General features: G+C 72.3%; 13 protein-coding genes and 1 tRNA gene. 3 read left to right on the forward strand and 11 right to left on the reverse strand.

Annotated elements, in window-relative coordinates; translation table 11 throughout:
• Positions 1–51 precede the first annotated feature (51 nt).
• On the reverse strand, positions 52–1,941 hold the full coding sequence (locus JO379_RS11425; RefSeq protein WP_130877694.1) for an AMP-dependent synthetase/ligase: 1,890 nt from the start codon (positions 1,939–1,941) through the stop codon (positions 52–54).
• A 307-nt stretch (positions 1,942–2,248) separates the two neighbouring features.
• On the reverse strand, positions 2,249–4,120 hold the full coding sequence (gene lepA / locus JO379_RS11430; RefSeq protein WP_130877695.1) for a translation elongation factor 4: 1,872 nt from the start codon (positions 4,118–4,120) through the stop codon (positions 2,249–2,251).
• 203 nt (positions 4,121–4,323) lie between these two features.
• Here lepA and rpsT point away from each other — a divergent pair, with 203 nt between their 5' ends.
• A complete protein-coding gene (gene rpsT / locus JO379_RS11435) occupies positions 4,324–4,590 on the forward strand; it encodes a 30S ribosomal protein S20 (RefSeq protein ID WP_087928167.1) in 267 nt (88 codons plus the stop codon).
• A gap of 374 nt (positions 4,591–4,964) precedes the next feature.
• Here the strand turns inward: rpsT and holA are convergent, their stop codons facing one another.
• A complete protein-coding gene (gene holA / locus JO379_RS11440; RefSeq protein ID WP_165451526.1) occupies positions 4,965–5,951 on the reverse strand; it encodes a DNA polymerase III subunit delta in 987 nt (328 codons plus the stop codon).
• Positions 5,952–6,022: 71 nt separating this feature from the next.
• Here holA and JO379_RS11445 point away from each other — a divergent pair, with 71 nt between their 5' ends.
• Positions 6,023–6,298 (forward strand): hypothetical protein, encoded by a 276-nt coding sequence (locus JO379_RS11445; protein WP_242626027.1) that lies wholly within the window; start codon positions 6,023–6,025, stop codon positions 6,296–6,298.
• Positions 6,299–6,335: 37 nt separating this feature from the next.
• Here JO379_RS11445 and JO379_RS11450 read toward each other — a convergent pair whose 3' ends face one another.
• The 7 genes from JO379_RS11450 to JO379_RS11480 form a co-directional block, all read right to left on the reverse strand.
• A complete protein-coding gene (locus JO379_RS11450; RefSeq protein WP_130877697.1) occupies positions 6,336–7,106 on the reverse strand; it encodes an arylamine N-acetyltransferase family protein in 771 nt (256 codons plus the stop codon).
• Between the two features lie 85 nt (positions 7,107–7,191).
• The gene (locus JO379_RS11455; protein WP_130877874.1) at positions 7,192–9,573 is read right to left on the reverse strand and encodes a ComEC/Rec2 family competence protein; all 2,382 of its coding nucleotides are present in this window, start codon (positions 9,571–9,573) and stop codon (positions 7,192–7,194) included.
• Between the two features lie 248 nt (positions 9,574–9,821).
• Complete coding sequence (locus tag JO379_RS11460; protein WP_307841959.1) at positions 9,822–10,514, reverse strand: ComEA family DNA-binding protein; 693 nt, start codon at positions 10,512–10,514, stop codon at positions 9,822–9,824.
• Between the two features lie 461 nt (positions 10,515–10,975).
• Positions 10,976–11,821 (reverse strand): DegV family protein, encoded by an 846-nt coding sequence (locus JO379_RS11465; protein ID WP_130877699.1) that lies wholly within the window; start codon positions 11,819–11,821, stop codon positions 10,976–10,978.
• Between the two features lie 62 nt (positions 11,822–11,883).
• Complete coding sequence (locus JO379_RS11470) at positions 11,884–12,615, reverse strand: hypothetical protein (RefSeq protein WP_130877700.1); 732 nt, start codon at positions 12,613–12,615, stop codon at positions 11,884–11,886.
• Between the two features lie 155 nt (positions 12,616–12,770).
• The gene (leuS, locus tag JO379_RS11475) at positions 12,771–15,617 is read right to left on the reverse strand and encodes a leucine--tRNA ligase (protein ID WP_209514850.1); all 2,847 of its coding nucleotides are present in this window, start codon (positions 15,615–15,617) and stop codon (positions 12,771–12,773) included.
• A gap of 538 nt (positions 15,618–16,155) precedes the next feature.
• Positions 16,156–16,228 (reverse strand) — tRNA-Ala (locus JO379_RS11480).
• Positions 16,229–16,394: 166 nt separating this feature from the next.
• Between JO379_RS11480 and JO379_RS11485 the strand changes: the two genes are divergently transcribed.
• On the forward strand, positions 16,395–17,666 hold the full coding sequence (locus tag JO379_RS11485) for a glycosyltransferase 87 family protein (protein WP_242626028.1): 1,272 nt from the start codon (positions 16,395–16,397) through the stop codon (positions 17,664–17,666).
• Here the strand turns inward: JO379_RS11485 and JO379_RS11490 are convergent.
• Positions 17,645–17,878 carry a hypothetical protein gene (locus JO379_RS11490; protein ID WP_130877703.1) on the reverse strand — a complete coding sequence of 78 codons (234 nt, stop codon included), beginning with the start codon at positions 17,876–17,878 and terminating at the stop codon, positions 17,645–17,647. The two genes, JO379_RS11485 and JO379_RS11490, sit on opposite strands and share 22 nt — an antisense overlap.
• Positions 17,879–18,031 lie beyond the last annotated feature (153 nt).

Consider the following 18,031-nt stretch of genomic DNA (forward strand, 5'->3'; position numbering starts at 1 on the left):
TGTCCGGCATGCCGCCGGTAGGCCCGCCCGCGGCGAGGGCGGGCCTTTTCGTCAGCCCTCCCTGGCCCCCTCGTACATCTCCTCGATCAGGGCCTTGTACTCCCGCTCCACCACCGGCCGCTTGAGCTTGAGGCTCGGTGTCAGCTCGCCGTGCTCGACGTCCAGGTCCCGCGGCAGCAGCCGGAACTTCTTGATCGTCTGCCAGCGCTGCAGGCCCTCGTTCAGCCGTCGCACATAGCCGTCGATCAGCTCCTCGGCCTCCTTGGTGGCGACCACCTCGGCGTACGACTTGCCCTCCAGGCCGTGCTCGGCGGCCCAGGACATCAGCGTCGGCTCGTCGAGCGCGATGAGGGCGGTGCAGAAGTTACGGTCCGCCCCGTACACCAGGATGTTGGAGACGAACGGGCAGACGGCCTTGAACTGGCCCTCCACCTCGGCCGGCGCGACGTACTTGCCGCCCGAGGTCTTGATCAGGTCCTTCTTCCGGTCGGTGATCCGCAGGAAGCCGTCAGGGGACAGCTCGCCGATGTCGCCGGTGTGGAACCAGCCGTCGGACTCCAGCACCTCCGCCGTCTTCTCGGGCTGGCCGTGGTAGCCCTCCATGACGCCGGGGCCGCGCAGCAGGATCTCGCCGTCGTCGGCGATGCGGACCTCCGTGCCGGGCAGCGGCTTGCCGACCGTGCCGGTGCGGTAGGCCTCGCCGGGGTTGACGAAGCTGGCGGCGCTGGTCTCGGTGAGGCCGTAGCCCTCCAGGATGTGGATGCCGGCGCCGGAGAAGAAGTAGCCGATCTCGGGGGCGAGGGCGGACGCGCCGGAGACGCATGCGCGCATCCGCCCGCCGAACGCCTCACGGATCTTGGAGTAGACGAGGGCGTCCGCGACCTTGTGCTTGGCGGTGAGCCCGAAGGGGGCGGTCTTGCTCCCGGTGCGGCGGAAATTGTCCTGCGAGACCTTGGCGTACTCGCGGGCGATCTCGGCGGCCCACTGGAAGATCTTGTACTTGGCACCGCCGCCCGCGCGGGCCTTGGCCGCGACGCCGTTGTAGACCTTCTCGAAGACGCGCGGCACGGCGGCCATGTAGGTGGGGCGGACGATCGGCAGATTCTCGATGATCTTGTCGACCCGGCCGTCCACGGCGGTGACGTGTCCGACGCTGATCTGCCCGGCGGTCAGCACCTTGCCGAAGACGTGCGCGAGCGGCAGCCACAGGTACTGCACGTCATCGGGGAGCACCAGGTCCGTGGCCTGGATGGCCCGGGCCATGTACGACCAGCAGTCGTGCGGCAGCCGTACGCCCTTGGGGCGGCCGGTGGTGCCGGAGGTGTAGATGAGGGTGGCGAGCTGGTCGGCGCGGAGGGCGCCGATGCTCTCCCGCACGGCGTCGGGGTGCTTGTGCAGATGCTCGGCGCCACGCCGCTCCAGCTCCGCCAGGGAGAGCACCCAGCCCTCGGGGTCGCCGTCGGCGGGGACGGCGTCCTCGGCGTTGATCACGACGACATGGGCGAGGGCGGGCAGTTCGGCCCGCCGCTGCCGGGCCTTGGCGAGCTGTGCGGCGTCCTCGGCGATGAGCACCCGGCTCTCCGAGTCGGAGAGGATGAAGGCCGTCTCGTCGGCGTTGGTGCTGGGGTAGATCGTGGTGGTCGCGGTGCCGGCGCAGAGCACGCCGAGGTCCGCCAGGATCCACTCGACCCGGGTGGAGCAGGCGAGCGCGACCCGCTCCTCGGGGCGCACCCCGAGGCCGAGGAGGCCGGCGGCGATGGCGAAGACCCGCTCGGCCGCGCCGCCCCAGGTGAGCGAGGCCCAGGTGTCGGGGCCGTCGCCGGAGGCGGCGGGCACCGGGTAGCGGTACGCCTCCGCGTCCGGGGTCGCCCCGACACGGTCGAGGAAAAGGGTCGCCACGGAGGGCGGCCGGCTCTCGATCAAGGTCTGTGTCTCGGTCACGGCATCCTCCGGGGGCCCGCACTTCGCTGTGGTGACTCGTGAGTAACCTTCCAAACTGTGATCAGAGTAGAGCCCGCGTCGCCACCACGTAAGGGGCTGTGGACGACGGGTTCAAGCTGTGACCACAGTGGTAAGTGTCATATGCATGCACCACTCCGGAGCAGCCCTTTTCCGGTCCGAATCGGGCACGGAATCCGGTCCGTACCGGGGCGCGGGCGCACGAAAAGGCGCCCGTCCCCTCCAGGGGGCGGGCGCCTTCCGGCCGGGCGACGGGAGCCGCCACGGCTACTTTCCGTTCACGCGGAGGCTACTTCTTGCCCTTCTCTCCGCCGTCGGAGTCCGAGGACAGCACCGCGATGAAGGCCTCCTGCGGGACCTCCACGCTGCCGACCATCTTCATCCGCTTCTTGCCTTCCTTCTGCTTCTCCAGCAGCTTGCGCTTACGGGAGATGTCGCCGCCGTAGCACTTGGCGAGGACGTCCTTGCGGATCGCGCGGACCGTCTCACGGGCGATGACCCGCGAGCCGATGGCGGCCTGGATCGGCACCTCGAAGTTCTGCCGCGGGATGAGCTCGCGCAGCTTGGCGACGAGCCGCACGCCGTACGCGTACGCCTTGTCCTTGTGCGTGATCGCGGAGAACGCGTCCACCTTGTCGCCGTGCAGCAGGATGTCGACCTTGACCAGGCTGGCCTGCTGCTCGCCGGTGGGCTCGTAGTCGAGGGAGGCGTAACCGCGGGTCTTGGACTTCAGCTGGTCGAAGAAGTCGAAGACGATCTCGGCGAGCGGCAGGGTGTAGCGCAGCTCGACACGGTCCTCGGAGAGGTAGTCCATGCCCAGCAGCGAGCCGCGGCGGGACTGGCAGAGCTCCATGATCGCGCCGACGAACTCATTGGGCGCGAGGATCGTGGACTTCACCACCGGCTCGTGCACCTCGGCGATCTTCCCCTCAGGGAACTCGCTCGGGTTGGTGACGATGTGCTCGGTGCCGTCCTCCATGTTGACCCGGTAGACCACGTTGGGCGCGGTCGCGATGAGGTCGAGGCCGAACTCCCGCTCCAGCCGCTCGCGGATCACGTCCAGGTGCAGCAGGCCGAGGAAGCCGACGCGGAAGCCGAAGCCGAGGGCGGCCGAGGTCTCCGGCTCGTAGACGAGCGCGGCGTCGTTGAGCTGGAGCTTGTCGAGGGCCTCGCGCAGCTCGGGGTAGTCCGAGCCGTCCAGCGGGTACAGGCCCGAGAACACCATGGGCTTGGGGTCCTTGTAGCCGCCCAGGGCCTCGGTGGCGCCGTTGTGCAGGGAGGTGATCGTGTCACCGACCTTGGACTGCCGGACGTCCTTCACGCCGGTGATGATGTAACCCACCTCACCGACACCGAGGCCGTCGGAGGCCGTCATCTCGGGCGAGGAGACACCGATCTCCAGCAGCTCGTGAGTGGCGCCGGTCGACATCATCTTGATGCGCTCGCGCTTCTTCAGCTCGCCGTCCACGACCCTGACGTAGGTGACCACGCCGCGGTAGGAGTCATAGACCGAGTCGAAGATCATCGCGCGGGCCGGGGCGTCCTTGACGCCGACCGGGGGCGGGACCTGCTTGACGACCTCGTTGAGCAGCTCGTCGACGCCGACACCGGTCTTCGCGGAGACCTTCAGCACGTCGGAGGGGTCGCAGCCGATCAGGTGCGCCAGCTCGGCGGCGAACTTCTCGGGCTGCGCGGCCGGCAGGTCGATCTTGTTGAGGACCGGGATGATCGTGAGGTCGTTCTCCATCGCCAGGTACAGGTTGGCGAGGGTCTGGGCCTCGATGCCCTGGGCCGCGTCCACGAGGAGGATGCAGCCCTCGCAGGCGGCGAGCGAACGCGAGACCTCATAGGTGAAGTCCACGTGGCCCGGCGTGTCGATCATGTTGAGGATGTGGGTCTGCCCCGTGTCCTCACCCTCGGTGGGCGCCCAGGGCAGCCGGACCGCCTGGGACTTGATCGTGATGCCGCGCTCGCGCTCGATGTCCATCCGGTCGAGATACTGTGCGCGCATCTGCCGCGAGTCGACCACACCGGTCAGCTGGAGCATCCGGTCGGCGAGCGTCGACTTGCCATGGTCGATGTGCGCGATGATGCAGAAGTTACGGATCAGAGCCGGGTCGGTACGGCTCGGCTCCGGCACGTTGGTAGGGGTCGCGGGCACGCAAGGTCCATTCGGTGACTTCGGCGTTTGAACGCGGTCTCGGCGGGAGTCGCGGTTTATACGTCCCCCCATCGTCCCATGACCGGCGACCTCGGTCCGGTTTGGGAGCCCGTCGTGGCTGCTGGTAACCTGGTCCACTGTGCCTCGTGCCCTCTCGGGCCGGGGTGCTCATCGAAATCCGACGAAGCTGAAAAGGCTCTTTCGTGGCGAACATCAAGTCCCAGATCAAGCGGAACAAGACCAACGAGAAGGCGCGCCTGCGTAACAAGGCCGTCAAGTCCTCGGTCAAGACCGCTGTCCGCGCGGCCCGTGAGGCCCTGCTCGCCGGTGACGTCGAGAAGGCCACCGCCGCGGTTGCCGCGGCCGGCAAGAAGCTCGACAAGGCCGCCAGCAAGGGTGTCCTGCACAAGAACGCCGCCGCCAACAAGAAGTCGGCGCTGGCCAAGCAGGCTGCTGCGCTCAAGGCCTGAAGTCATTCCGGGGCGTGAGCCCCACCCCGTCGGTACGGACTCCGCGGACCCTCTCTACCGCGCCGTCCCGGCACCCCATCGCAGCCAGGCTGCGATGCGCGCCGCACGCGGCCTGCGTTCGCCACGCGGGTGCGGCGCACTGAGCCTCACGGCTCGACGGCTCGATATCGAAGGCCCCGTGCCTGCCCTTCCCCAGGGCGGCACGGGGCCTTCGGCCGTTCGGGGCGGTGTGGCGCCGTTCGGGGGAATGCCCGCCCTCGGCCGGGGCGGGCGTCGACGGGCGGCTGCCCAGGGGCCGGCCGGGGGGGCCGGGTGACGACGGATCCATCACTGCCGACTGACGGCCGGCCGGCCCAGCCGTAGAGCGTCTCCCCTTACGAACGGCTGCGGGCCGCCCTGGCGACGGCCACGACGGCCTTCTCCAGCGCGTACTCCGGGTCGTCCCCGCCGCCCTTGACACCCGCGTCGGCCTCGGCGACGGCGGTCAGGGCCGCCGCGACGCCGTCCGCCGACCAGCCGCGCATCTGCTGGCGCACCCGGTCGATCTTCCACGGCGGCATGCCCAGCTCACGGGCCAGATCGGCGGGGCGGGCACCGCGCGGGGCGGAGGCCAGCTTGCCGATCGACCGCACACCCTGCGCGAGCGCGCTCGTGATCAGCACCGGGGCGACGCCGGTGGACATCGCCCAGCGCAGCGCCTCCAGCGCCTCCGCCGCCCTGCCCTCCACGGCACGGTCGGCGACCGTGAAGCTGGAGGCCTCGGCACGGCCCGTGTAGTAGCGGGCGACGACGGCCTCGTCGATGGTGCCCTCGATGTCGGCGACGAGCTGCGCGCAGGCGCTCGCCAGCTCACGCAGATCGCTGCCGATCGCGTCCACCAGGGACTGGCAGGCCTCGGGCGTCGCGGAGCGGCCCGTCGCCCGGAACTCCGACCGGACGAACGCCAGCCGGTCCGCCGGCTTGGTCATCTTCGGACAGGCGACCTCCCGGGCCCCCGCCTTGCGCGCCGCGTCCAGCAGGCCCTTGCCCTTGGCGCCACCGGCGTGCAGGAGCACCAGGGTGATCTCCTCGGCGGGCGAGCCGAGGTAATTCTTCACGTCCTTGATCGTGTCCGCCGACAGGTCGTGGGCGTTGCGCACGATCACGACCTTGCGCTCGGCGAACAGCGACGGACTGGTCAGCTGGGCGAGCGTGCCGGGCTGGAGCGCCTCGGGCATGAGGTCGCGCACATCGGTGTCCGCATCGGCGGCGCGGGCCGCCGTCACCACCTCCCGCACCGCGCGGTCGAGGAGCAGATCCTCCTGGCCCACGGCGATCGTGAGGGGAGCGAGCGGGTCGTCGGTTGCAGTCTTCCTGGCCATCGCGTCCAGCATCCCACGCGCCACTGACACGCTCCCCGTGCGGCGGACCGGATATGACGCACAATGGGCGGGTGAGCAGCACTCCCATCTCTTTCCAAGCCTCCGATCCCGTCCGGCACCTGCTGGTGCTCCCCGACCGCGACGCCGCCGAGGAGGTGGCCGTCGAGACCGTGCAGCGGTTCGGTCTGACGGAGGAGCCCCAGGTCGTGCGTGACGCCCTCGCCGGGGAGGACGACGCCGAGGACGCCCAGTGGATCGTCGTCGTCGACGACCCGCGCGGCGCCCTGGACCCCGCCGCGCTGCGCGCGCTCGCCGAGGAGTACGAGGGCTGGCTGGAAGCGGAGTAGCCCCGGCCTGAAGTGGAGTAGCCCCGGCCCGACGGGCCTACCGGATGGCGCGGAGCTCGGGCACCTCGTCCAGGTCGATGCCGAAGTGCGTCCGGTAGGCGGGCAGGATCTCGTCCTCGGTCAGCGTCCGGTCCCGCTTGCCCGAGGCGCCGGTGATCACGAGCGTACGGTCGCTGATCGTGACCCGCCCGTTCTCGGTGAGCCGGGAGCAGACCAGGTTCTGGGTGAAGTGGGACTTCGGCGAGGTGCGGTGCCACCAGCAGGCGCACTCGAACTCGGCCAGCTGCCGGGGGCGCTGCTCTATCCGGTACTGGAGTGCGCCGTCGTGGAAGACGTCGAGGTCTCCTTCCTCGGTCTCGGCGATCCGGAACACCCCTGCCGGGTCGCTCTGGTCGCCCCGCTCGGTGAGGCTCAAGGGGTAGTGGCTGTTGCGGCCGAAGCCGACGTCGACGAGCCAGGGCTCGGGTGTCTCGACGCGCAGCACCAGATGGTCGTACGGCACACCGAGCCCCTCCTCCCCCATGACCCGCCCGGCGAGCAGCGTCACCGGGTAGCCGAGCGCGGTCAGCAGCTCGGCGAAGGCACCGTTGAGTTCGTAACAGAAGCCGCCCCGCCGGCCGTGCACGATCTTGTCGACGAGGGCTTTGCCGTCGAGGACGATCTCCTCGCCGAGGTGAATGGACAGGTTCTCGAAGGGCACCGCTCTCAGATGCCGCAGGCACAGGTCGTGGAGGGCGTCCGCGTCGGGGGCGGTGGGCCGGGTCGCGTCGATCCGGCGGAGGTAGGCGTCAGTATTGATGGCATCCATGGATCAGTTATGCCTCACGTGAGCTGATTGGGCATCAGCCCACAGACCTACGTCCGAGAAAGTCGCCCCCCGTGGCGCCCTCGGGTCATCTCCGCGCCGCCGACCTCGCCTTTCCCCCTGCGACGGCGGTGGCCGCTCCCGTCACCGCGACCGGGCCGTCGGTATCGGTCCGCAGGACCACCGCGCCCTGGGAGCGCAGGGCCGCGACCGTGCGGGGCGCCGGATGGCCGTACGGGTTGCCGGCGCCCGCCGAGATCAGTGCCAGCCGTGGGCGGAGCCCGCGTATCAACCGCGGGTCCTGGTAGGCGGATCCGTGGTGCGCGACCTTGAGGACGTCCACCGGCGGCAGCTCCGGGTGGGTTTCCGCCAGGGCCTGCTGGGCGGGTGGTTCGAGGTCGCCGAGCAGAAGGACAGTGAGCCCGGCGGTACGGACGAGGAGGGTGACGCTGGCGTCGTTGGGCCCTTCCTCCGCCACGAAGGACGTGCCCCGGGGCGGTGGCCACAGCACTTCCCACGACAGGTCTCCCAGCCGGCGCCGCTCCCCCGGCACCGCGGCGACGACGGGGACCCCCGCCCGCGCGGCCTCGCGGCGTACGAACGCGGCCTGGCCCGGCGGCTCGGCCAGCGGCGTCGCCTGGATCACGCCGACCGCGCGGCCGCGCAGCACGCCGGGCAGCCCGTCGACGTGGTCGGCGTGATAGTGGCTCAGCAGCAGGAGCGGCACCTTCTCGACGCCCAACGCGCGCAGGCAGTGGTCGACGGCCCGTGGCTCGGGCCCGGCGTCCACGACGAGGGCGGTGCCGCTGCCCGCGGCGAGGACCAGCGCGTCTCCTTGGCCCACGTCACAGGCCACCAGCCGCCAGTCGGGCGGCGGCCAGCCCGTGACGACCCGCGTCAGCGGGGCCGGGCGGACGATGGCGACCAGCAGGAGCAGGGCGCAGCCCGCGCACGCCCAGGGGCGGCGGATCAGCCGGCGGGCGGCGAGCGCGGCGACGGCGGTGGCCGCGGCCAGCGCCAGTCCGCCCGGCCACCCGCCCGGCCAGCCGAGCTCTGCGCCGGGCAGTTCCGCGCCGGTGCGGGCCACCGTGGCGATCCAGGACGCGGGCCAGCCGGCGACCTGCGCGAGCCCCTCGGCGACGGGCGGCGCGAGCGGGGCCACGGCGAGTGCGGCGAAGCCGAGGACGGTGGCGGGCGCGACAGCCGGCTCGGCCAGGAGATTGCACGGGACGGCCACCAGGCTGACGCGCGCCGCCAGCACGGCGATCACGGGCGCGCACACGGCCTGCGCGGCCGCCGCCGCCGCGAGGACCTCTGCGATGCGGGCCGGGACGCCCCGGCGTCGCAGCGCGTCGCCCCAGCGGGGAGCGAGCGTCAGAAGGGCCCCGGTGGCCAGGACGGAGAGCAGGAAGCCGTAGCTGCGGGCCAGCCAGGGGTCGTAGAGCACGAGCAGCAGCACGGCCGCCGCCAGCGCGGGCAGCAGGCTGCGGCGCCGGCCCGTCCCGATCGCCAGCAGTGTGATCAGACCGCACGCGGCGGCCCGCAGCACGCTCGGCTCGGGGCGGCACACGATGACGAAGCCGAGCACGAGCGCACCGCCCAGCACCGCCGTGAGCCGCAGCGGCACCCCGAGCCGGGCGGCGACCCCACGGCGCTCGGCACGGGTGGCCAGGTGCGGCGGCCCGATCAGCACGACCAGCAGGATCGTGAGGTTGCTGCCGGAGACCGCCAGAAGGTGCGTCAGGTCGGTGGCGCGGAAGGCGTCCTCGAGATCGGGCGGAACGCGGGAGGTGTCGCCGACGACCAGTCCGGGGAGCAACGCGCGGGCATCCGGGGCGAGTCCGTCCGTGGCCTCGCGCAGGCCCGATCGCAGCCGGGCGGCGGTGACCTGGAGCGTGGAGGGGGGTGCGACGACCCGAGGGGGCCGGTGGCCTCCGACGCGGAGCACGGCGCCGACGCGGTCGCCCTCCCGGGCGGGCGGGGCGAGTCTGCCGTCGACGCGGAGCCGCGTCGACGGCAGCAGCCCGAGCCAGGAACGCGGCGCGATCAGCAGGACGGGCGTGCGGGTGGCAACCGTGCCGTGCGGGGTGACGACGCGGGTCGCTTCGGCCTCGAACACGACGGCGGGCATGGTGCGGGCCGCTCCGCGCACGTGCGGGCGGACGGGCCGTGGGTCCGTACCGACCGTCAGCTCGACGGTGGCCTCCCCGTACCGCCGCGCCAGCTCCGGAAGCGGGCCCCGGTGCGTATCGGCCGCCCGCAGGGCTGCCGCCGCGGCTCCGGCGGCGGCACACAGCAGCACGGCCGCCACCGCGACCGCCGCGCCCACGCGCGCGGCCGGCCGTCGCCGTGCCACCGCCACCAGCACCCCGGCGGTGACCACCGCCGCCCCGCAGGCGACGGCGACCACGCTCCCGTCCGCTCTCAGCGCGCCCGCCGCGGCCGCCCATGCCGCGAGGGCGGGCACCATCAGCCGCAGATCGGCGGGGCCGTCCGGACGGGCGCGGGCTTGCCCGGCGACGGGGAAAGGGCCCTGCCCGGTCGGCCGGGCGCGAGACGGCCGGGGCGGTGCGCCCCGGGCGGGACCGCCGCCGGAGCCGGTGGGTGCGGCAGGCAAGGCAGCCGTCCCGCCCGGCTGGGGCGCGCCGGACGCGCCGGACGCGCCACCGGGCCCTACCGCCACAGGCGCGGCTCCCGGGTCGTAGCGAGTGGGCGGGCTCACGGCTGGACCAGGGGGCGGAGGTCGGTGAAGCGGCGGTTGCCGATGCCGTTGACCTGGCGGAGTTCGTCGACGGAGCGGAAGCCGCCGTGCCGGGTGCGGTAGTCGATGATGTGCTGGGCGAGCACGGGCCCCACGCCCGGGAGGGTGTCGAGCTGGTCGACCGTGGCGGCGTTGAGGCTGATGGGGCCGCTCGGGACCCCTGAGCCGCCCGGCCCGCCCGGACTGCCCGGCCCGGCCGCGCTCCCCGCCGCCCCGGCCGCCGGAGGGCTCGCGGTGGCGCCGACCAGGATCTGTTCGCCGTCCGTGAGGACGCGTGCCCGGTTGAGGCCGGTGGTGTCCGTACCCGGCCGGGATCCGCCCGCCGCGTTCAGCGCGTCGACGACCCTCGATCCGGACGGCAGCCGCTGGATGCCGGGCCTGCGCACCTTGCCCGCCACATCCACCACCACGACACCGCTCGGGCGAACGCTCGCCGGAACCCCCGTCGGTACCGCTGCGGCCGTCGGCATCACCGCCGCCGTCGGGGCCGCCACCGCCGCGGGCATCTCCCGGACGGGTGCCCGCACGGTCTGCGGGCGCCCTGTCCAGAAGTGATACGCGGCGAAGACGCTCGCGGCGATCAGGACGACCGTCAGCGCGGCCAGGGTCCTGGGCTCGAGCCCGCACCGCAGTTGCACCCACAGCGGCATCCGCTCCCCCACGGCGACCCGCCAACCGGCCCGCCGCCGGGCGGGATCGGGCGGATCCGGGCTGCCGCGCCCCGGAGGCCGCGCCCCGGCCGGCCCACCCGCCCCTCTCCCCGACCCCGCACCCGCACCGACCCCTGCTACGCCACCACCACCGTCCCCGCCGGAGGAAACGCGGCGTGAAACCCCCACCGCCGGGCGCACACCGGAAACCACGTCCCCACTCCCCGCATCGGACGCCGCGTCAGAGCCAGGCCCGGCGAACAGCGCCGCCGCCCGTAGGCTCGGAGCGGGAGCAGAAGCAGAAGCATCAGCAGGCACGGCACGTGATCGAGTCGTCATGGAACGTGACCGTAGACGCCTTCGCGCGAACCCGCTCCGACAGCCCAAATCCCGTGGATAACCCGCCGGTTGTGGAAAACTCCGCCACCCGAACAGGGGCCCGGCCCGGCCGCGCCCCGGCGCTACCGCGCCGAGACCACCACGGCGAGCAGCCCCGGCCCCGTGTGTGCCCCGATGACCGCTCCGACCTCGCTGACGTGCAGGTCCACCAGTCCCGGCACCCGCTCGCGCAGCCGGTCCGCGAGGTCGTTCGCACGCTCGGGGGCGGCCAAATGGTGGACCGCGACATCGACCGGAGCGGCGGCCGCCCGCTCCACGGCGATCTCTTCGAGGCGGGCGATGGCCTTGGAGGCCGTACGGACCTTCTCCCGCAACTCGATCCGGCCGCCGTCCAGCTGCAGCAGCGGTTTCACGGCGAGCGCCGAGCCCAGCAGCGCCTGCGCGGCCCCGATACGGCCGCCCCGGCGCAGGTAGTCGAGGGTGTCGACGTAGAAGTACGCGGCCGTGCCCTGCGCGCGCTTCTCGGCGGCGGCCACCGCCTCGTCGAGCGTGCCGCCGGCGGCGGCGGTGTCCGCGGCGGCCAGGGCGCAGAAGCCGAGAGCCATGGCGACCATCCCGGTGTCCACGACCCGCACGGGTACGGGCGCCTCACGGGCCGCGAGGACGGCCGCGTCGTAGGTGCCGGAGAACTCGGCGGACAGATGGAGGGAGACGATCCCCGTGGCGCCCGCGTCGGCCGCAGCGCGGTAGGCGGCGGCGAAGACCTCGGGGCCGGGCCGCGACGTGGTCACCGGCTTGCGCTTCTGGAGCGCCTGCGCGACGGAGCGGGCCGAGATCTCGGTGCCCTCTTCGAGTACCTGGTCGCCCAGGACGACCGCCAGCGGGACGGCGGTGATGCCGTGCCGCTCCATCGCCTCCTGCGGCAGGTAGGCCGTTGAGTCGGTGACGATCGCGACGTGGCGGGGCATGCTCCGGAGATTACCCGCAGGGACCCATGGACGGCAGTGCGGGCCGGGGACCCGCGATCACTTCAGGTCGTGCTCTCGGGCCTGCGGGTCTTCTGCCAGGAGTACCCTGGCTGCCGCCACGCGTCCCGCGCGGTGATCGCGGGCCGCTCCGGCTCCGCCTCGGGCGCTGCCACGCCCTCCGCGCCGACGCCCGCGCCCGGCGTCGGGGCACCGGCTCCGGCCCCCGTGGGAGCGGCCTGCGGCTCCTCCTCCGTCGTCCAGTGCCGCAGCGCGCCGGCCTCCATCCGGATCTGCTCGCTGAGCATCGCCAGATCGTCGTCGGCGAACTGCCGCGCCCGGTCCTGTGCCGCCCACCGCAGCGAATCCGCCGAGTGCGTGACGCGCTCCACGCGCTCCCGCAGCTCGGGCAGGCTCCCGGCGACGCGGGCCTTGTCCGGCTCGGCCTCCAGCCGCTTGAGGTCGGCGTCGATCTCCTGGCCGTGCGTGCTGAGCCGCTTGAAGAGGGCCAGGGCCTCGGACAGCGACGGGTCGTCCGGCGCGGCGGCCCGCAGGGCCTCCTGGGTGGCGCGCATCGACGTCCGCAGCGACAGGCGCAGCTCGGCGACCTCGCCGGGCGCCCCGGGCTGCACGTACTGCTTGGCCTTCAGCCGCGTGTCCTCGACGGTGCGGCGGGCCTGGGTGACGGTACGGTCCACGCCGCGCTTGACGGCTCGCACCGACCTCACCACGGCGATCACCCCGAGCGCGACGAAGACCGCGAACATCAGCGCGACGATCACGGCCACGGCTTCCATGAGCGCTCCTCAGCGGGGTCGGTCCGACCGATCTGCGTTACCCCTCCACCGTAAACGGAAAGGGCAGGCCGGGGGTTCCAGCGGAACCCCCAACCTGCCCGTAGGGACAAACCCTCAGACCGCCCGTGACGGCTGTGGACCGTCCGGAAGGACCGTTACGCGGGAACGATGTTCACGAGCTTCGGCGCCCGCACGATGACCTTGCGGATGCCCGCGCCGCCCAGCGCCGCGACGACCGCAGGGTCCGCCAGCGCGACCTTCTCCAGCTCCTCGTCGGAGATCGCCGGGGGGACCTCCAGACGCGCCTTGACCTTGCCCTTGATCTGGACGACGCAGGTCACGGCCTCGTCGACCAGGTACGCGGGGTCGGCCACGGGGAAGGCCTCGTGCACGACCGAGCCGGAGTGGCCCAGCTTGCGCCACAGCTCCTCGGCGATGTGCGGGGCCAGCGGCGCGACCAGCAGCACCATCCGCTCGGCGACGGAGCGGGGCACCTCCGGCAGCTTGGTCACGAAGTTGTTCAGCTCGGTGACCTTGGCGATGGCGGTGTTGAACCGCAGGTTCGCCATGTCCTGGCCGGCGCCGTCAATGGCCTTGTGCAGGGCGCGCAGCGTCGCCTCGTCGGGCTCGGCGTCGACGACGGTGACCTCGCCGGTGTTCTCGTCGATCACGTTGCGCCACAGGCGCTGCAGCAGCCGGTACTGGCCGACGACGGCGCGGGTGTCCCAGGGGCGCGAGACGTCCAGGGGGCCCATGGCCATCTCGTACAGGCGCAGGGTGTCGGCGCCGTACTCGGCGCAGATCTCGTCCGGCGTGACGGCGTTCTTCAGGGACTTGCCCATCTTGCCCAGGACCCGGCTGACCGGCTCGCCCTGGTAGTAGAACTTCCCGTCGCGCTCCTCCACCTCGGTGGCCGGCACGGCGATGCCCCGGCTGTCGCGGTAGACGAACGCCTGGATCATGCCCTGGTTGTAGAGCTTGTGGAAGGGCTCGTTCGAGGCGATGTGGCCCAGGTCGAAGAGGACCTTCGACCAGAAGCGGGCGTACAGCAGGTGCAGCACGGCGTGCTCGGCGCCGCCGACGTACAGGTCGACGCCGCCGTGCGGCTGGCCCTCGCGCGGGCCCATCCAGTACTGCTCGGCCTCGGCGGAGACCAGCTGCTCGCTGTTGCGCGGGTCCAGGTAGCGCAGCTCGTACCAGCAGGAACCGGCCCAGTTGGGCATGGTGTTGGTCTCGCGGCGGTAGCGCTTGACGCCGTCGCCGAGGTCCAGCTCCACGTTGACCCAGTCCTCGTTGCGGGACAGGGGGGTCTCGGGGGAGGTGTCCGCGTCGTCGGGCTCGAAGGTGCGCGGCGAGTAGTCCTCGACCTCGGGCAGCTCCAGCGGCAGCATCGACTCGGGCAGCGGGTGGGCGACGCCGGCCTCGTCGTAGACGATCGGGAAGGGCTCGCCCCAGTAGCGCTGCCGGCTGAACAGCCAGTCGCGCAGCCGGAAGTTGATGGTGCCCTCGCCGATGCCGCGCTCGGTCAGGTGGGCGATGACGGTGCGCTTGGCCTCGTCGACGTCCATGCCGTTGAGGTCGATGTCGGCGTTGGCGGAGTTGATGGCCGGGCCCTGGCCGCCGTAGGCCTCGCCCTCCCAGCCCTCGGGGGGCTGGACCGTGCGGACGATGGGCAGGTCGAAGACGGTCGCGAACTCCCAGTCGCGCTCGTCCTGACCGGGGACGGCCATGATGGCGCCGGTGCCGTAGCCCATCAGGACGTAGTCGGCGACGAAGACGGGGATCTGCTCGCCGGTCAGCGGGTTGAGGGCGTACGCGCCGGTGAAGACGCCGGTCTTGTCCTTGCCCTCGGTCTGGCGCTCCACGTCGGTCTTCGACTGCGCCTGCTTGCGGTAGGCGGCGACGGCGTCGGCCGGGGTGCGGGCGCCGCCGGTCCACGCGTCCTTGGTGCCCTGCGGCCACTCGGCCGGGACGACGGTGTCGACCAGCCCGTGCTCGGGGGCCAGCACCATGTAGGTGGCGCCGAAGAGGGTGTCGGGACGGGTGGTGAAGACGGTGATCTTCTCGTCACGGCCGGCGACCTGGAAGGCGACGCGGGCGCCCTCGCTGCGGCCGATCCAGTTGCGCTGCTGGAGCTTGATGGCCTCGGGCCAGTCCAGCGCGTCCAGGTCGTCGATCAGGCGGTCCGCGTAGGCGGTGATCCGCATGTTCCACTGGCGCAGCTTGGACTTGAAGACGGGGAAGTTGCCGCGCTCGGAGCGGCCGTCGGCGGTGACCTCCTCGTTGGCCAGGACGGTGCCCAGGCCGGGGCACCAGTTGACGGGCGCGTCGGAGGCGTAGGCCAGGCGGTACTCGCCCAGGACGTCGGCGCGCTCGGCCTCGCTCAGCTCGCTCCAGGCACGCCCCCCGTCGACGGCGCGCTCGCCGGACTCGAACTGAGCGACCAGCTCACTGACCGGGCGGGCCTTCTTCGCGTCCTCGTCGTACCAGGAGTTGAAGATCTGCAGGAAGATCCACTGGGTCCACTTGTAGTAGTCCGGGTCGATCGTCGCGAAGGACCGGCGCTTGTCGTGGCCCAGGCCCAGCCGGCGCAGCTGTGCCTTCATGTTGTCGATGTTGGCCTCGGTGGAGACCCGGGGGTGCGTACCGGTCTGCACGGCGTACTGCTCGGCGGGCAGGCCGAAGGCGTCGAAGCCGAGGGTGTGCAGGACGTTGTGGCCCGTCATGCGGTGGTAGCGCGCGTAGACGTCGGTCGCGATGTAACCCAGCGGGTGGCCGACGTGCAGGCCCGCACCCGAGGGGTACGGGAACATGTCCATGATGAACTTCTTGGGCCGGGCGGCGACCTCGGGGTCGCCCGCCAGGTCACCGGTGGGGTTGGGCGCCTCGTAGGTGCCGTCGGCGTCCCAGAAGTCCTGCCAGCGTGCCTCGATGTCAGCGGCCAGCGCGGCCGTGTAGCGGTGCGGGGCAGCCGGCTCGGCGGCGGAAGTGGTCTCGCTCATCGTCCTCAAAGCTCCATCGATCGTCGTCTCTGCATGCGGTCCGGGAAATGAAAAAGCCCCTCGCACAGGAGGGGACGCCGCGCCGATGCCGACCGGACTGTCACCGGTCGGCTTTGATCAGCGCGGCCCGCTAAGCAGAAGGCGTACGGCACGCATGGGGTCAGGTTACCGCAGCGGCCGAAGGGCCCGCACGGACGGCCGCAGCGAGAGGCCCTCCGGGCGGGTGGCCGGGTTTATCCGGCGACCGCCGCAGAACGGACCGAGGCCGACCGGCTGCTGCTGTCCCCACGCGACCGGCTGCTCGCCCAGGGCGTGCACCGCGCGACCGGAGTCTGCGCGACCGACTTCCTCCTCGTACACGTCCCGCTCAAGGTGGCGGGTGGCCGGGTGGGCCCTGCCGCGCTGCTGCCCGTCCCGTCCACGCGGGCGGCCCGCGCGACAGCGACCCGCGTCCGCGGTCCGGCCGAGCGGGCGGTCCGGCCGACGGTCCGGAAAAGCCGAACGGGCCGCCCTATTCGGACGACCCGTTCATTCACTGTGGAGCTAAGGAGAATTGAACTCCTGACCTCCTGCATGCCATGCAGGCGCTCTACCAACTGAGCTATAGCCCCTTGTTTTGTTTTCCCGCCCGGTTCCCCCGGCGACATCGACTACATTACACGGACCTCCCCGCCATCTGCCAAATCGATGGCCCGTCAGCGCTTGAAACGAGCCCGCACAGGGTAGCGTCGTCCGTCTGATGACGATTTGTCCCGGAGGTTCCCGGAGCCGAGCCTCGTGACAGCCCGCCGTGGCACGCTGCTCGCCACCGCGGGCTGCTTGGTCTCCTTCGGCTGCCTCTGGCCGGCCCAGTACCTCGCCCACGTCTCGATGATCGACCTGCTGGTCTACCGGGCGGAGGGCTGGACCGTACGGAACGGGGGCGATCTCTACGCGATGCGCGCCACCCACGCGCGCCTCCTCGCCACCTACCCGCCCTTCGCGGCTCTGCTGTTCACCCCGCTCACCCTGCTCGCCACCGCCCCGCTGCGCGTTCTCGCGACGCTCACCAACCTCGGGCTGCTCATCTCGCTCGTCCACCTCTCGCTGCGGCTGATCGGCCACCGCCCGCCGCGGGCGGCCCTGACCCTCGCGGCCGCCGCCCTGTGCCTCTGGTGCGAACCGGTGTGGACGACGCTGCGCTACGGGCAGGTGAATCTGCTGCTGGCCGTGCTGGTGCTGTGGGATCTGACCCGGCCGGCGGCCCACCGATGGGCGGGCGTGGGCACCGGCCTCGCGGCGGGCATCAAGCTCACCCCGGCGCTCTTCGTGGTCTTCCTGGCCCTCTCGGGCCTGGCGCGGCGGCCCGGGGCGGGCCACTGGCTGCGACAGGCCCTCGTCGCCACCGCCGCCTTCGCCGGCACGGTGGCCGTGGGCGCCCTCGCCCTGCCCTACGACGCGCACCGCTTCTGGACGGGCACCGTGTTCGCCGCCGGGCGGGCCGGGCCCGCCGAGGACACCGCCAACCAGTCGCTGCGGGGCGTCCTCGCCCGGCTGCTGCACACCGGCGACCCCGGCCCGTGGTGGCTCGTCGTCGCCTCGGCCGTGGCCCTGCTCGGCCTCGGGATCGCGGTCGGGGCCCGGCTGTACGGGCCCGCGCGGACCGCGCCGGCCTGGGGCGCGCTCTCCTGCGCCGCGACGGCGCTGATCGTCAGCCCCGTCTCGTGGTCGCACCACTGGGTGTGGTGCGTCCCGATGACGCTGCTGCTCGTCTCGGAGGCGGCCCTCCGGCGCAGCGCCGCGTGGTGGGCGGTGGCCGCGGGCACCGGCGCGCTCTTCTTCTCGTACGCCCTGTGGTGGGTCCCGCACGTCGCGGAGGAACGGCTCGAACTGCACCAGAACGGCGCCCAGATGCTGCTGTCCGCCGGCTATCCGGCGTTCGGCGCGGCCTTCTTGGTGCTGGCGGCCGTCGTGGGGCTCACCGGCCGGGGGCACCCGCGGCCGCAGGACGCGCCGCTGGCGGAGCCTCAGGCCCCGGCGGCGGAGCGTCAGGCCCTGGCGAAGGAGTAGAAGCGCTTCAGCGCGCAGTGCTCGTCGAGCAGCCGGCCGTAGATCGGCTCGCCCTCGAGCTCACGGTAGGTCTCGATCGGGTCGCCTTTTATGATCAGCGCCCGCGCGCACTCCACACACCAGTACTGGTACGCGGAGTTGAGCGGCTCCATGTCGCGGACGATCGGCGTTCCGCTGCCGCACCAGTCGCACTTCCGGCTGTGTGCACCCATCGGTCAGCTCCCCCTGTGGCGGCGGGCCGTGCGGAGCGAGGAATCGCAGCTGTGAACGCGCCCGTGAACGCGTCTGCGCGCGTCGTGCCCGTGGCGGGAAGCCGCGCCGCGAGGAACGTCGACCCCCTTGAGGACGCACAGCGACATGGCGCT

It is taken from the genome of Streptomyces syringium, from assembly GCF_017876625.1.
GTDB lineage: Bacteria > Actinomycetota > Actinomycetes > Streptomycetales > Streptomycetaceae > Streptomyces > Streptomyces syringius.

What these genes read in the sequence shown, in the direction of transcription:
- holA (WP_165451526.1), bottom strand. Translation starts at nt 5,951, where the DNA reads ATGGCCAGGAAGACTGCAACCGACGACCCGCTCGCTCCCCTCACGATC.
- JO379_RS11450 (WP_130877697.1), bottom strand. Translation starts at nt 7,106, where the DNA reads ATGGATGCCATCAATACTGACGCCTACCTCCGCCGGATCGACGCGACC.
- JO379_RS11455 (WP_130877874.1), bottom strand. Translation starts at nt 9,573, where the DNA reads ATGGTGCCCGCCCTCGCGGCATGGGCGGCCGCGGCGGGCGCGCTGAGA.
- JO379_RS11460 (WP_307841959.1), bottom strand. Translation starts at nt 10,514, where the DNA reads ATGCCGCTGTGGGTGCAACTGCGGTGCGGGCTCGAGCCCAGGACCCTG.
- JO379_RS11465 (WP_130877699.1), bottom strand. Translation starts at nt 11,821, where the DNA reads ATGCCCCGCCACGTCGCGATCGTCACCGACTCAACGGCCTACCTGCCG.
- JO379_RS11470 (WP_130877700.1), bottom strand. Translation starts at nt 12,615, where the DNA reads ATGGAAGCCGTGGCCGTGATCGTCGCGCTGATGTTCGCGGTCTTCGTC.
- leuS (WP_209514850.1), bottom strand. Translation starts at nt 15,617, where the DNA reads ATGAGCGAGACCACTTCCGCCGCCGAGCCGGCTGCCCCGCACCGCTAC.
- JO379_RS11490 (WP_130877703.1), bottom strand. Translation starts at nt 17,878, where the DNA reads ATGGGTGCACACAGCCGGAAGTGCGACTGGTGCGGCAGCGGAACGCCG.